We start from the raw sequence: 13,051 nt of genomic DNA, 5'->3' as shown, positions 1-13,051 counted from the left end.
CGGCACCAGCCGGTTGCCCAGCCTGCCGTTGTCGCGACGACGCGTCCTGTTTGCTGCGGTGCCTATCGCACTCAGTCAGGAGGAGGAATCAGCCGAGGGCCGTGGACGCCTCTGGGGCATCTGCAAACACCGGTTCCGCTCGCCGGGCCATTACAGTGGGCCGGTGGCCGGCCGTGCTGTACGGTCCGGGCTGTACATCTCCACCCTGCACGTATCCCTGATAATTCGGGTGCTGCCGCGCGCTGAATCCGCAACGGGTTGCATTTTTCGCCAGCGCAGATTCTGGGCTGGCGCCATTCATGTCCAAGGCAGGTATTTCCGAAGCATTCGCCAGGCGCTGCACGGAAGCGACGAGGCGGGGCAGGGGCATGCGAAAAAGAACAGGAGGGAGGTGAAACACCGCACTTGTCGTTTTTTTTCGTTCTTCTCTGCTCGGCGCTGGTGGCGATTCCAGGCATTTCGGTAAACTGGCGAAAACCCCGTCGGACGGCCTCGCGTCCTCGAGAATTGCGTTGGTCAGGGCCGGTTCGAAACCGTGCGGTACTGACCTACCGCTTTTGGCGGCGTTCGCGACTATAGCAGTAATCATTAAGTGCTTCAATTCCATAAAAAATTGTTATGATCCAGCAATGACGACCAATAATCCCCCGACTTCCGGCGTTCAGCTGATCGAAGTCGCGCCGGAACTTGCCGGCCAACGCATCGACAACTTCCTCATCACGGCCCTCAAGGGCGTGCCCAAGACCCTGGTCTATCGCATCCTGCGCAAGGGAGAGGTGCGGGTGAACAAGGGGCGCATCAAGCCCGAATACAAGCTGCAGGCTGGTGACATCGTGCGCGTACCGCCTGTCCGATTGCCCGAGCGCGACGAGCCTGCTCCCGTGGCGCAGGGGTTGTTGCAGCGGCTGGAAGCGGCGATCGTCTACGAAGACAAGGCGCTGATCGTGATGAACAAGCCTGCCGGTATCGCCGTGCACGGCGGCAGTGGCCTGAGTTTCGGGGTGATCGAGGCGCTGCGTCAGTTGCGTCCGGATGCCAAGGAGCTCGAACTGGTGCACCGACTGGACCGCGACACTTCGGGGCTGCTGATGATCGCCAAGAAGCGCAGCATGCTGCGTCACCTGCACGCAGCCCTGCGCGGCGATGGCGTCGACAAGCGCTACATGGCTTTGGTGCGCGGGCACTGGCCAACCTCGAAGAAACAGGTCAATGCGCCCCTGCAGAAAAGCAACCTGCGCTCGGGAGAGCGCATGGTCGAGGTAGACGAAGAGGGCAAGGAGGCGTTGACGCTTTTCCGTGTGCTGCGCCGCTTCGGTGAGTTCGCCACCATGGTCGAGGCGCGACCGATTACCGGTCGCACCCACCAGATCCGTGTGCACACGCTTCATGCCGGGCACATGATCGCCGGTGACAGCAAGTACGGCGATGAAGACTTCAGTCGCGAAATTCGTGATCTGGGGGGTAAACGCCTGTTCCTCCACGCTTATGCGTTGACCGTGCCCCTGCCGGATGGTGGCGAATTGAAGCTCGAGGCGCCGGTGGACGAGATGTGGGCCAAGACCGTGGAGCGCCTGAGTGCGACCTGACCTGTCATGAGCAAACCCTACGAGCTGCTGATCTTCGATTGGGATGGCACTTTGGCCGACTCCATCGGGCGCATTGTCGAGGCGATGAACGCCGCTGCCGAGCGTGCCGGCGAGGCGCCCAGTGCCGACGCCGCGGTCAAGGGCATCATTGGTCTGGCCCTGAGCGAGGCGATCTCGGTGCTCTATCCGCATCTGGACGCCCGGCAGCTCGAGGTTTTCCGCCAGCACTACGCGGATATCTACACAGCGCTGGATCAGCAGCCGTCACCGCTGTTCGACGGGGTGGTGGAGTCGCTGGAAGCCTTTCGCGGTGAGGGGTATCGTCTGGCGGTGGCCACTGGCAAGGCGCGTCGCGGGCTGGATCGGGTGCTAAAGGCCAATGGCTGGGAGGGGTATTTCGATATCACTCGTGCCGCTGACGAAACCCGCGGCAAGCCTCATCCGTTGATGCTTGAGGAAATTCTCGCTCATTGCCAGGTCGAACCTGGCAGCGCGCTGATGGTCGGAGATTCGGCATTCGATCTGCAGATGGCCAGCAATGCGGGTATGCACTCGGTTGCCGTGGGTTATGGCGCGATGTCGCTGCAGGCGCTGAGCGAGTTTGGGCCGCAGGTGTGCGTCGAGCATTTTTCACAGTTGCGTGAGTGGCTGGCTGGTCCCGCGCGGCTTCAATTTCAAGGTAGGTGAGCATGGCTGACGAGTGGAAAGCCCCTGAGCCCGAGGGCGCAGCGCAGGACAAGGAAGAGCGCAAGAGCTGGAAGCTGCTCGAGAAGACCCTCCTGGCAGGTGTTCAGGAGCAGCGTCGTGCGCGGCGCTGGGGGATTTTCTTCAAGTTGCTGACCTTCCTCTACCTGTTCGGTCTCCTGTTCCTGTTCTCGCCGCTGATGGACATGGAGAGTGCGGCCTCGCGCAGTGCCAATCATACCGCCTTGGTGGAAGTGCGCGGGGTGATCGCCGACCAGGAAGCTGCCAGCGCCGACAATATCATCAAGAGCCTGCGTGACGCGTTCAAGGACGCCAAGACCAAGGCTGTGGTGATGCGTATCAATAGTCCGGGCGGGAGTCCGGTGCAGGCGGGTTATGTATATGACGAGATTCGTCGCCTGCGCGCCGAATATCCGGCGATCAAGCTGTATGCAGTGATCACCGACCTTGGTGCCTCGGGTGCCTACTACATCGCCAGTGCGGCGGATGAGATCTACGCCGACAAGGCCAGCCTGGTCGGATCCATTGGCGTGACTGCGGCCGGCTACGGCTTCGTCGGAACCATGGAAAAGCTCGGTGTGGAGCGTCGTGCCTACACTTCTGGCGAGCATAAGGCCTTCCTCGACCCGTTCTCGCCGCAAAAGCCTGAAGAGACTGCGTTCTGGCAGGGCGTGCTGGATACCACGCACAATCAGTTCATCGCCATGGTCAAGCAGGGCCGAGGGGAGCGTCTGAAAGACAAGGAGCACCCAGAGCTGTTCAGTGGTCTGATCTGGTCGGGCGAGCAGGCCAAGGCGCTGGGTTTGATCGATGGACTGGGCAGTGCCAGCTACGTGGCGCGTGACATCGTCGGCGAGAAAGAGTTGGTGGACTTCACGGTGCAGGAATCGCCGTTCGACCGCTTCTCCAAGCGTATCGGGGCCAGCGTCGCCGAGCGCCTGGCCATGTACATGGGCTTCCAGGGTCCATCCCTGCGTTGAGTCATGAGCGGGGCTGCCGGGCAGCCCCCTCTTTCAGGGTAGCTGCACACCTTCTGCGTGCAGCATGTCTACCAGGCGAATCAGCGGTAGCCCGATCAGGCTCGTCGCGTCGCAGCCGTGGGTGCTCTGGAACAGTGTCACCCCCAATCCCTCCGCCTTGAAGCTTCCTGCGCAGTCCAGGGGCTGTTCTGCCTGCACGTAGCGCTCGACCCGTTCGCGGTCCAGTTCGCGCAGGGTTACGGTGAACGGTATGCAGTCTACCTGGCATTTTCCCGTGCTGCTGTTGAGCAGGGCGAGGCCGGTCAGGAAGGTGACCTGCTGCCCGCTGGCGGCCAGCAATTGCTCGCAGGCGCGCTCGAAGGTGTGCGGCTTGCCAAGGATCTGCTCGCCCAGTACAGCGACCTGGTCCGAGCCGATGATCAGGTGTTGCGGATGGCTGTTTGCCAGAGCTTCGGCTTTTTGTCGGGCCAGGCGACGGACCAGTTCGGTGGCAGGCTCCTCGGCGTTGCGCTTTTCGTCTATATCGGGGCTTGCCCAGGTGAAAGGCAGGCGCAGGCGCTGGAGCAGTTCGCGCCGGTAGGGGGAGCTTGAAGCAAGCAGCAGGGGAAGCATGGTAGACTCCTTCGCAATTGAACCGATTCTAACATGCGTGATGCCGCCTAATTTCCTTTGACAGGGGCGGGGGGCATCCCTAGAATGCTGCGCCTATGTTGAATGACCCGATTCCACCTCACGTTGACCCGCGCAAATTGGCCGATCGTGGCGTAACCCTCCAAGGTTCGCTGCAACTCGCTGATTTGGAAAGACTCTGCGACCCGCTTTCCGATAATGTCGGTACGGTGCAGGCGAAGTTCGATTTTGAGCGAGACGAGCAGCACGTTGTGGTTATCCACAGCGATCTGAACGTCGAAGTCAAAATGGTTTGCCAGCGTTGTCTTGAGCTGGTCACCCTGCCGATTCACAGCGAATGTACTTACGCCGTGGTGAAGGAGGGTGCGAATACCCAGTCGTTGCCGAAAGGCTATGACGTGCTGGAACTGGGCGAAGATCCTTTGGATCTGCAGGCGCTGATCGAGGAGGAGCTGTTGCTCGCCCTCCCTATCGTGCCTGCTCATCATCCGGAAGAATGCCAGCAGCCGGCGGGCGCAGACGAGCCCGAATCGAGCAAGGACGAGGTATCGCGGTCCAACCCGTTCAGTGTCTTGGCGCAGTTAAAGCGTGACCCAAACGTTTAGGAGTTAATCAATTATGGCTGTTCAGCAGAACAAAAAATCCCGCTCTGCCCGTGACATGCGCCGTTCGCACGACGCCCTGTCGGAAAACGCGCTGTCCGTAGAGAAGAGCACCGGTGAAGTACACCTGCGCCACCACGTTTCGCCAGAAGGCGTATACCGTGGTCGCAAAGTGATCGACAAGGGCGCTGACGAGTAATCCTTGTCCGCTCAGATCATCGCGATCGACGCAATGGGCGGGGACTTCGGTCCCCGCAGCATTGTCCAGGCTAGCATTGCCTGCCTTTCGGCTACTCCCTCGCTGCACCTGACCCTTGTCGGTCAACCCTCTCTCCTTGAAGAACTTGTCAGTGGCCTTGCAGCTGCCGATCGTGCGCGCCTGCAAATCGTCGCGGCGAGCGAGGTGGTGGGCATGGACGAGCGGCCTTCGCAGGCGTTGCGCGGCAAGCCTGATTCGTCGATGCGCGTCGCCCTCGAGCTGGTGCGCGACGGCAAGGCGCAGGCCTGTGTGAGCGCCGGGAATACCGGGGCGCTGATGGCGCTGTCGCGCTTTGTCCTCAAGACGCTGCCGGGCATCGATCGCCCCGCCATGGTGGCGGCGATTCCAACCCAGGCTGGCTATTGTCAGTTGCTCGATCTGGGTGCCAATGTCGATTGCAGTGCCGAGAACCTCTACCAGTTCGCCGTGATGGGATCGGTGGCGGCTCAGGCGCTGGGGATCCAGCGCCCGCGCGTGGCGCTGCTCAATGTCGGTACCGAAGACATCAAGGGCAACCAGCAGGTCAAGCTGGCGGCCAGTCTGTTGCACAATGCCCGTGGGTTGAACTACATCGGTTTTGTCGAAGGCGATGGTCTGTATCGCGGTGAGGCCGACGTGGTGGTGTGCGACGGCTTCGTCGGCAATATCCTGCTCAAGTCCAGCGAAGGGCTGGCGAGCATGATCGGGGCGCGTATAGAAGCGCTGTTCAAGGGGGGGCTGTTTTCCCGTGCAGCCGGGGCGATGGCGATGCCGTTGCTCAGGCGCCTGCAGGCCGACCTGGCGCCGGCGCGACACAATGGCGCAAGCTTTCTCGGTTTGCAGGGTATCGTCATCAAGAGCCATGGCTCGGCGGGCGTGCAAGGTTTGCAGAGTGCGATTCAGCGTGCGCTGATCGAGATCCAGGAAAATCTGCCGCAGCGGCTGCATGGTCGTCTCGAAGACCTGTTGCTTTAGGCATATTGGCGATGAAGTGGTTAAATGTGACCGCTTGGTCTGCGTTTCCATCCAAGTTTTCAGATTCCGCGCCTCGCCATTGGTGGGGCGCACCCTATCCGACGACAAGATCATAAGGGCTTGTTCAATGTCTGCATCCCTCGCATTCGTCTTTCCTGGTCAAGGCTCCCAGTCGCTGGGCATGCTCGCCGAGCTCGGCGCTGAAAAGCCGGTGATCGTCGAGACCTTCAAGGAAGCTTCCGAGGCTCTGGGCTACGACCTGTGGAAGCTGGTCCAGGAAGGTCCGGAAGAACAACTCAATCAAACCGACAAGACCCAGCCCGCCATTCTGACAGCCTCGATCGCCCTTTGGCGTCTGTGGCTGGAAGAGGGCGGCGCGCAACCTGCTCTGGTCTCTGGTCACAGCCTGGGTGAGTACAGTGCCCTGGTCGCGGCTGGCAGCCTGTCGCTCAAGGACGCCGTTCGTCTGGTCGAGCGCCGTGGTCAGCTGATGCAGGAGGCCGTGCCTGCGGGTCACGGTGCCATGGCTGCGATTCTCGGCCTGGATGATGCCGATGTGGTTGCCATCTGCGCCGAGGCGGCCGAGGATGAAGTGGTCAGTGCGGTCAACTTCAACTCCCCGGGCCAGGTCGTGATCGCCGGTAACAAGGCGGCGGTCGATCGTGCGATCGAGCTGTGCAAGGCCAAGGGCGCCAAGCGTGCGCTGCCATTGGCGGTCAGCGTGCCGTCGCATTGCGCGCTGATGAAGCCGGCGGCCGAGCGTTTTGCCGAAGCGGTCAACGCCATCGAGTGGAAGGCCCCGCAGATTCCGGTGGTGCAGAACGTCACCGCCGCCGTTGCGGCCGATCTCGACGCACTCAAGCACGACCTGTTGGCGCAACTGTACCAGCCGGTACGTTGGGTGGAGTGTGTGCAGACCCTGGCGGCCTGCGGGGCGGTCAACCTGGTCGAGTGCGGCCCGGGCAAGGTCCTGGCTGGCCTGAACAAGCGTTGCGCCGATGGCGTCACCACCTACAACCTCAATACCCCTGACGCCGTCGCCGCCACCCGTGCGGCGCTGGCCTGATATCTGGAGAAACTTGCATGAGCCTGCAAGGTAAAGTTGCACTGGTCACCGGCGCCAGCCGTGGTATTGGCCAGGCCATCGCCCTGGAGCTGGGCCGCCAGGGCGCGACCGTAATCGGTACCGCCACTTCCGCTTCGGGTGCCCAGCGCATCGCCGAGACCCTCAAGGAGCATGGCATCACCGGTACCGGTCTTGAGCTGAATGTCACCAGCGAAGAGTCCGTGAGTGCCGTGCTGGCCGCGATCACCGAGCAGTTCGGTGCGCCGGCGATCCTGGTCAACAATGCCGGTATCACCCGCGACAACCTGATGCTGCGCATGAAAGATGAAGAATGGTTCGATGTCATCGACACCAACCTCAACAGCCTTTACCGTCTGTCCAAGGGCGTGCTGCGTGGCATGACCAAGGCGCGCTGGGGTCGTATCATCAGCATCGGTTCGGTCGTCGGGGCCATGGGCAACGCCGGCCAGGCCAACTACGCTGCTGCCAAGGCGGGCCTCGAAGGCTTCAGTCGTGCCCTGGCGCGTGAAGTGGGTTCGCGCGGTATCACTGTAAACTCGGTCACCCCGGGCTTCATCGATACCGACATGACCCGCGAGCTGCCCGAGGCGCAGCGTGAAGCGCTGCAGACCCAGATTCCGCTGGGCCGCCTGGGTCAGGCCGAGGAGATCGCGAAAGTGGTTTCCTTCCTGGCATCCGACGGCGCAGCCTATGTCACTGGCGCTACCGTGCCAGTGAACGGCGGGATGTACATGTAACATCAGCAACTCAATGTGACGGATTGCTTAAAAAAACAGTCATACTGCGAGCCTAAAATCCGTTATAAAGCTGCAACCAGATTCCAGGTGGCAGGCCGGGTGTCTCTCGTGAAGGCGCGTTACGCTTGAAAAGCAGGCGTCTTCCTATAAACTTGGTCACCGGCCAGCTGCCTGACATATGTCCATTAGGAGTGAAAACTAGGTATGAGCACCATCGAAGAACGCGTCAAGAAAATCGTCGCCGAGCAACTGGGCGTCAAGGAAGAGGAAGTCAAGAACGAATCTTCCTTCGTTGAAGACCTGGGTGCCGATTCGCTTGACACCGTTGAGCTGGTGATGGCTCTGGAAGAGGAATTCGAGACCGAAATCCCTGACGAAGAAGCCGAGAAGATCACTACCGTTCAAGCTGCAATCGACTACGTCAACAGCCACAAGGCCTAAGACGTTTCAGTCGACGCTTCTTGTCGGGAAAAACCGCACTGCCTTTGCCGGCGTGCGGTTTTTTCTTTGCGAGCCATTGGCGTCATTCACCGGGCAATCGAGAGCCTGTTGCCATTTCATTCGGCCGTGCTGAGTGCAATCGCAAGAGACTCTGTTATTAGAAAAGGAGAGTGCTGTGTCGCGTAGACGCGTCGTGGTCACCGGTATGGGTATGCTGTCGCCACTGGGTACTGATGTACCAAGCACCTGGCAGGGCATTCTGGCTGGCCGCAGTGGCATCGGTCCGATCGAACACACGGACCTGAGTGCCTACTCCACCCGTTTTGGCGGCTCGGTGAAGGGCTTCGAGGTCGAGCAGTACCTGTCGGCCAAGGAAGCTCGCAAGCTTGACCTGTTCATCCAGTACGGCCTGGCGGCCGGTTTCCAGGCGGTGCGCAATGCTGGCCTGGAAGTGACCGACGCCAACCGCGAGCGCATCGGCGTGGCCATGGGCTCGGGGATCGGTGGCCTGACCAATATCGAAGACACCAGCCGTACCCTGCACGAGCAAGGGCCGCGCCGGATTTCGCCATTCTTCGTGCCGGGCTCGATCATCAACATGATCTCCGGCTTCCTGTCGATCCATCTGGGTCTGCAGGGCCCCAACTATGCGATCTCCACGGCGTGCACCACCGGTACTCACTGTATCGGCATGGCCGCACGCAATATCGCTTATGGCGAGGCTGACGTGATGATCGCCGGTGGCGCGGAAATGGCCGCGTGCGGCCTGGGCATGGGCGGTTTCGGCGCCTCGCGGGCACTTTCGACCCGTAATGACGAGCCATCCCGTGCCAGCCGTCCGTGGGACAAAGGGCGTGATGGTTTCGTATTGTCCGATGGTGCCGGCGCCCTGGTACTGGAAGAGCTTGAACATGCCAAGGCACGTGGCGCGACCATCTATGCCGAACTGGTCGGTTTCGGCATGAGCGGGGACGCGTTCCACATGACGTCGCCACCGGATACCGGCGACGGCGCTGCACGCTGCATGGTCAACGCCCTGCGCGATGCGGGTGTGAAGCCTGAAGACGTCAGCTACATCAACGCCCACGGCACCTCGACCCCCGCTGGCGATATCGCCGAAGTGGCGGCCATCAAGCGTGTGTTCGGCGAGCACGCCTACAAGCTGGCCGTCAGCTCGACCAAATCGATGACCGGTCACCTGCTTGGGGCTGCCGGTGCGGTAGAGGCGATCTTCAGCGTGTTGGCGATCAACAGCCAGATGGCGCCGCCGACCATCAACCTGGACGAGCCGGACGAAGGTTGCGACCTGGACTTCGTGCCGCACCAGGCGCGCAGCATGCCGATCGATGTCGTGCTGTCCAATTCCTTCGGCTTTGGCGGTACCAACGGTTCGCTGGTATTCCGCCGGTTCGCCGATTGATGCACAGCTGGATCGATGGCCAGCCGGCGACTGCAGTCAACCTGCAGAACCGCGGCCTGGCCTACGGCGATGGTCTGTTCGAGACTATCGCCGTGCGCGGCGGCAGGCTCAGCCTGCTGTCGCGACATCTCGATCGACTCAAGCAGGGTTGTCAGCGGCTTGCGATCGATATCGATCATGCGTGTGTTCGCGATGAGTTGCTGCGCTACGCCAGCCAGCTCGGTGAAGGCGTAGCCAAACTGATCGTCACTCGCGGTGATAGCCAGCGCGGCTATGCGCCCGCCTCCGAAGCCGTGGCCCGACGCATTCTCCAGGGCAGTCCAATGCCTGCTTATCCCGTGGCCAACGCGGAGCAGGGGATCGGGCTGTTCGACTGCCAGACCCGTCTTGCGCAGCAGCCGCTGCTGGCCGGGCTCAAGCACCTCAATCGTCTGGAGCAGGTAATGGCTCGCGCCGAATGGCAGGACCCTGCCTGCGCCGAGGGTTTGATGCGTGATGTGCAGGGGCACCTGATCGAAGGGGTCTACAGTAATCTGTTCCTGGTCCGCGATGGCGTGCTGCTGACCGCCGACCTGAGCCGCTGCGGCGTGGCAGGCGTCATGCGCGCTGCGCTGCTGGACGAAGCCTCGGCGCTGGGTATCGAGGTCCGAACAGCTGACCTCGTGCAAGCCGATCTGGAGACGGCCGATGAAGTGTTCGTCTGCAATAGCGTGTATGGAATTTGGCCTGTGCGCACCTTCGCTGCGCTCAACCTCGACTGGCCGGCCGGGCCGCTCACCCGTAAACTGCAGGCCGTTGCCCGTACGTTACTGGATACCTGATTCGTGAGACGCAAAATCCTGCTGCTGCTGGAAATGGGCCTGATCCTTGCCGGCCTGGCCGTAGGCTGGTCGGCCTGGAAGGTCAACTCGGTCCTGGAGCAGCCGTTGCATGTCACCGAAGAGCGCCTGCTCGATGTGCCCAATGGCACCAACCCCAACCGCATGTTCTACCGCATGCAGAGTGAAGGGTTGCTCGACGACGCCTTCTGGTTGCGACTTTACTGGCGTTTCAACATGGCTGGCACTGCACTGCACACGGGGGAATACCGCCTGACGCCCGGCATGACCGTCGAAGCGCTGTTCGATGCCTGGCGCCGTGGTGATGTGGTGCAGTACAACCTCACCCTGGTCGAGGGCTGGACCTTCCGCCAGGTGCGCTCGGCCGTGGCCAGGCATGAAAAGATCAAGCACACCCTCGACGGGCTGTCCGATACTGAAGTGATGGACAAGCTTGGGCATACCGGTGTGTTCCCTGAGGGGCGTTTCTTCCCGGACACCTACCGCTTCGTGCGCGGCATGAGCGATGTGGAGCTGTTGCAGCAAGCCTACATGCGCCTTGAGGAGGTGCTGGCCAAGGAGTGGGCAGACCGGGTAACCGATTTGCCATACCGTGATCCCTACCAGGCGCTGATCATGGCCTCGCTGGTGGAGAAGGAAACCGGTATCCCCCAGGAGCGAGGGCAGATCGCAGGTGTATTTGTGCGCCGCCTTCGCTTGGGCATGATGCTGCAGACCGACCCTACAGTGATCTACGGCATGGGTGAGCGCTATAACGGCAAGATCACGCGTGCCGACCTGCGTGCACCGACACCCTACAACACCTACACCATGACCGGCCTGCCGCCGACACCGATCGCCATGGTCGGGCGCGAGGCGATTCACGCTGCCCTGAATCCGTCAGACGGTACCAGCCTGTATTTCGTCGCGCGTGGCGATGGCAGCCACGTATTCTCCGATGACCTGGACGACCACAACACGGCTGTGCGCGAATATCAGCTCAAGCGCCGCGCCGACTACCGCTCCAGCCCGGCGCCACAAGTCCCGCAGGGCACGGCCGATCAGGCACCGGACGCCGAGCCGCCAACTGAAGCCGCGCCTCGGTCCGGCGAAGCCCTTGAAGGCGCACCAACCCAGTCCGCCGAAGAGCCCGCGCCCGCACAAGCGCCGGCGCCCACCGATAAACAGTAAGGAATGCCCGTGAGCGGTTTGTTCATCACTCTGGAAGGCCCCGAAGGCGCGGGCAAGAGCACCAACCGCGAGTACCTGGCCGCGCGCCTGCGTGAGCAGGGCGTGGATGTGGTCATGACCCGTGAGCCTGGCGGTACGCCGTTGGCCGAGCGTATCCGCGAGTTGCTGCTCGCTCCCAGCGACGAAGCCATGGCGGCCGACACCGAGCTTCTGTTGATGTTCGCTGCACGCGCCCAGCATCTGGCCGAGGTCATTCGCCCGGCGCTGGCGCGGGGCGCCGTGGTGCTGTGCGACCGCTTTACCGATGCCACCTACGCCTATCAGGGCGGTGGGCGTGGCCTGCCGGTGGAGCGCATCGCGGTGCTGGAAGACTTCGTTCAGGGTGCGCTGCGCCCGGACCTGACCCTGGTCTTCGATCTGCCAGTGGAAGTCGGCCTTGCCCGTGCTGCCGCTCGCGGACGCCTGGATCGCTTCGAGCAGGAGGGCCAGGCATTCTTCGAGGCGGTGCGTCAGGCCTATCTGCAACGCGCAGCCCAGGCACCACAGCGCTACAGCCTGCTGGACGCCGGGCAGTCGCTCGAGGCGGTACAGCGCGCCATCGACACATTGCTGCCAGGTATCCTGGAGCGTTGCCGTGGCTGAGGCCTACCCCTGGCAGCAAGCGCTCTGGCAGCAGTTGGCCGGGCGCAGCCAGCATGCCCATGCCTACCTGTTGCACGGGCCGCAGGGCATCGGCAAGCGAGCCATGGCCGAACGCCTGATGGCTCGCCTGTTGTGCCAGCAGCCGCATGGCGTGGATGCCTGCGGGCAATGCAAGTCGTGCCTGTTGCTCAAGGCTGGCAGCCACCCCGATAACTTCGTGCTGGAGCCGGAAGAGGCCGACAAGCCCATCAAGGTCGACCAGGTGCGAGATCTGGTTTCGTTCGTGGTGCAGACTGCGCAGTTGGGCGGGCGCAAGGTGGTGCTGATCGAGCCGGTCGAAGCGATGAACGTCAATGCTTCGAACGCTTTGCTCAAGAGCCTCGAAGAGCCTTCGGGCGATACCGTGCTGCTGCTGGTGAGCCATCAGCCCAGCCGTTTGTTGCCAACCATCAAGAGCCGTTGCCAGCAGGTCGCCTGTGCCCAGCCGACGCTTGCGCAGAGTCACGCCTGGTTGGCGACGGCCCTGCCGGAGCTCGATCAGATCGAGCGTGACGAACTGCTGACCCTGGCGGCGGGATCGCCACTGATGGCCGTCACCTTGCAGTCCCAGGGTGTGCGCGAGCAGCGCGCGCTGGTCACCGAGGGGGTGAAGAAGCTGATCAAGCAGCAGCAATCGCCCTCTCAGTTGGCTGAAGCCTGGAGCAATGTGCCGCTGCTGTTGCTGTTCGACTGGTTCTGCGACTGGTCGCACCTGATCCTGCGCTATCAATTGACCCAGGACGAGGACGGGCTAGGCTTGGCCGACATGCGCAAGGTCGTACAATACCTTGCGCAGAAGAGCAGGCAGGGCAGGGTGCTCGAGGTCCAAGCCTGGATTCTCGAACAGCGCCAGAAAGTGCAGGGCAAGGCCAACCTCAATCGCGTGTTGCTGCTCGAAGCCCTGTTGGCCCATTGGCTGCAGATGCTGGCCGCGCGCTGATTCCCCCATCGTTTATTTTC

15 protein-coding genes are annotated in these 13,051 nt (G+C 62.1%); 14 read left to right on the top strand and 1 reads right to left on the bottom strand.

What is annotated here, in order from left to right; translation table 11 throughout:
- Positions 1 to 629 precede the first annotated feature (629 nt).
- From rluC to HU729_RS01250, 3 genes are read left to right on the top strand one after another with little or no spacing between them, the layout of a single operon-like run.
- On the top strand, positions 630 to 1,586 hold the full coding sequence (gene rluC, locus HU729_RS01260) for a 23S rRNA pseudouridine(955/2504/2580) synthase RluC (protein WP_186666811.1): 957 nt from the start codon (positions 630 to 632) through the stop codon (positions 1,584 to 1,586).
- 6 nt (positions 1,587 to 1,592) lie between these two features.
- On the top strand, positions 1,593 to 2,273 hold the full coding sequence (locus HU729_RS01255; RefSeq protein ID WP_186707961.1) for an HAD family hydrolase: 681 nt from the start codon (positions 1,593 to 1,595) through the stop codon (positions 2,271 to 2,273).
- 2 nt (positions 2,274 to 2,275) lie between these two features.
- Positions 2,276 to 3,271, top strand: coding sequence for a S49 family peptidase (locus HU729_RS01250; protein ID WP_186707959.1), 996 nt, complete (start codon positions 2,276 to 2,278; stop codon positions 3,269 to 3,271).
- A gap of 33 nt (positions 3,272 to 3,304) precedes the next feature.
- On the opposite strand, the gene HU729_RS01245 is transcribed toward HU729_RS01250, so the two are convergent.
- Positions 3,305 to 3,883 (bottom strand): nucleoside triphosphate pyrophosphatase, encoded by a 579-nt coding sequence (locus tag HU729_RS01245; protein WP_186707957.1) that lies wholly within the window; start codon positions 3,881 to 3,883, stop codon positions 3,305 to 3,307.
- Positions 3,884 to 3,978: 95 nt separating this feature from the next.
- On the opposite strand from HU729_RS01245, the gene HU729_RS01240 reads away from it, so the two are divergent.
- The 11 genes from HU729_RS01240 (at position 3,979) to HU729_RS01190 (ending at position 13,031) form a co-directional block, all read left to right on the top strand.
- On the top strand, positions 3,979 to 4,506 hold the full coding sequence (locus HU729_RS01240) for a YceD family protein (protein WP_081255215.1): 528 nt from the start codon (positions 3,979 to 3,981) through the stop codon (positions 4,504 to 4,506).
- Between the two features lie 13 nt (positions 4,507 to 4,519).
- The gene (gene rpmF / locus HU729_RS01235; RefSeq protein WP_008096416.1) at positions 4,520 to 4,702 is read left to right on the top strand and encodes a 50S ribosomal protein L32; all 183 of its coding nucleotides are present in this window, start codon (positions 4,520 to 4,522) and stop codon (positions 4,700 to 4,702) included.
- Between the two features lie 3 nt (positions 4,703 to 4,705).
- Positions 4,706 to 5,716, top strand: coding sequence for a phosphate acyltransferase PlsX (gene plsX, locus HU729_RS01230; protein WP_186707955.1), 1,011 nt, complete (start codon positions 4,706 to 4,708; stop codon positions 5,714 to 5,716).
- A gap of 127 nt (positions 5,717 to 5,843) precedes the next feature.
- Positions 5,844 to 6,782, top strand: a complete 939-nt coding sequence (gene fabD, locus HU729_RS01225) for an ACP S-malonyltransferase (protein ID WP_186707953.1) — start codon at positions 5,844 to 5,846, stop codon at positions 6,780 to 6,782.
- A 17-nt stretch (positions 6,783 to 6,799) separates the two neighbouring features.
- Complete coding sequence (gene fabG, locus HU729_RS01220) at positions 6,800 to 7,540, top strand: 3-oxoacyl-ACP reductase FabG (RefSeq protein ID WP_054925392.1); 741 nt, start codon at positions 6,800 to 6,802, stop codon at positions 7,538 to 7,540.
- A gap of 204 nt (positions 7,541 to 7,744) precedes the next feature.
- Entirely contained in the window at positions 7,745 to 7,981 is a 237-nt protein-coding gene (gene acpP / locus HU729_RS01215; RefSeq protein WP_186666804.1) for an acyl carrier protein, read from the top strand.
- Between the two features lie 175 nt (positions 7,982 to 8,156).
- Complete coding sequence (gene fabF / locus HU729_RS01210) at positions 8,157 to 9,401, top strand: beta-ketoacyl-ACP synthase II (protein ID WP_186666803.1); 1,245 nt, start codon at positions 8,157 to 8,159, stop codon at positions 9,399 to 9,401.
- Positions 9,401 to 10,222 (top strand): aminodeoxychorismate lyase, encoded by an 822-nt coding sequence (gene pabC, locus HU729_RS01205; RefSeq protein ID WP_186707951.1) that lies wholly within the window; start codon positions 9,401 to 9,403, stop codon positions 10,220 to 10,222. Before fabF ends, pabC begins: the two co-directional genes overlap by 1 nt.
- Before the next feature lie 3 nt (positions 10,223 to 10,225).
- Positions 10,226 to 11,410, top strand: a complete 1,185-nt coding sequence (mltG, locus tag HU729_RS01200) for an endolytic transglycosylase MltG (protein WP_186707949.1) — start codon at positions 10,226 to 10,228, stop codon at positions 11,408 to 11,410.
- Between the two features lie 9 nt (positions 11,411 to 11,419).
- The gene (gene tmk, locus HU729_RS01195; protein WP_186707947.1) at positions 11,420 to 12,052 is read left to right on the top strand and encodes a dTMP kinase; all 633 of its coding nucleotides are present in this window, start codon (positions 11,420 to 11,422) and stop codon (positions 12,050 to 12,052) included.
- Positions 12,045 to 13,031, top strand: a complete 987-nt coding sequence (locus tag HU729_RS01190) for a DNA polymerase III subunit delta' (protein WP_186666799.1) — start codon at positions 12,045 to 12,047, stop codon at positions 13,029 to 13,031. Before tmk ends, HU729_RS01190 begins: the two co-directional genes overlap by 8 nt.
- The last annotated feature ends 20 nt before the right edge of the window (positions 13,032 to 13,051 follow it).

The organism is Pseudomonas sp. RW10S2 (genome assembly GCF_014268985.1).
GTDB lineage: Bacteria > Pseudomonadota > Gammaproteobacteria > Pseudomonadales > Pseudomonadaceae > Aquipseudomonas > Aquipseudomonas wayambapalatensis.
Note: the sequence above shows the minus strand (reverse complement) of the source record. Positions and strands in the feature narration are given on the sequence as shown.

What these genes read in the sequence shown, in the direction of transcription:
- rluC (WP_186666811.1), top strand. Translation starts at nt 630, where the DNA reads ATGACGACCAATAATCCCCCGACTTCCGGCGTTCAGCTGATCGAAGTC.
- HU729_RS01255 (WP_186707961.1), top strand. Translation starts at nt 1,593, where the DNA reads ATGAGCAAACCCTACGAGCTGCTGATCTTCGATTGGGATGGCACTTTG.
- HU729_RS01250 (WP_186707959.1), top strand. Translation starts at nt 2,276, where the DNA reads ATGGCTGACGAGTGGAAAGCCCCTGAGCCCGAGGGCGCAGCGCAGGAC.
- HU729_RS01245 (WP_186707957.1), bottom strand. Translation starts at nt 3,883, where the DNA reads ATGCTTCCCCTGCTGCTTGCTTCAAGCTCCCCCTACCGGCGCGAACTG.
- HU729_RS01240 (WP_081255215.1), top strand. Translation starts at nt 3,979, where the DNA reads ATGTTGAATGACCCGATTCCACCTCACGTTGACCCGCGCAAATTGGCC.
- rpmF (WP_008096416.1), top strand. Translation starts at nt 4,520, where the DNA reads ATGGCTGTTCAGCAGAACAAAAAATCCCGCTCTGCCCGTGACATGCGC.
- fabD (WP_186707953.1), top strand. Translation starts at nt 5,844, where the DNA reads ATGTCTGCATCCCTCGCATTCGTCTTTCCTGGTCAAGGCTCCCAGTCG.
- fabG (WP_054925392.1), top strand. Translation starts at nt 6,800, where the DNA reads ATGAGCCTGCAAGGTAAAGTTGCACTGGTCACCGGCGCCAGCCGTGGT.
- acpP (WP_186666804.1), top strand. Translation starts at nt 7,745, where the DNA reads ATGAGCACCATCGAAGAACGCGTCAAGAAAATCGTCGCCGAGCAACTG.
- pabC (WP_186707951.1), top strand. Translation starts at nt 9,401, where the DNA reads ATGCACAGCTGGATCGATGGCCAGCCGGCGACTGCAGTCAACCTGCAG.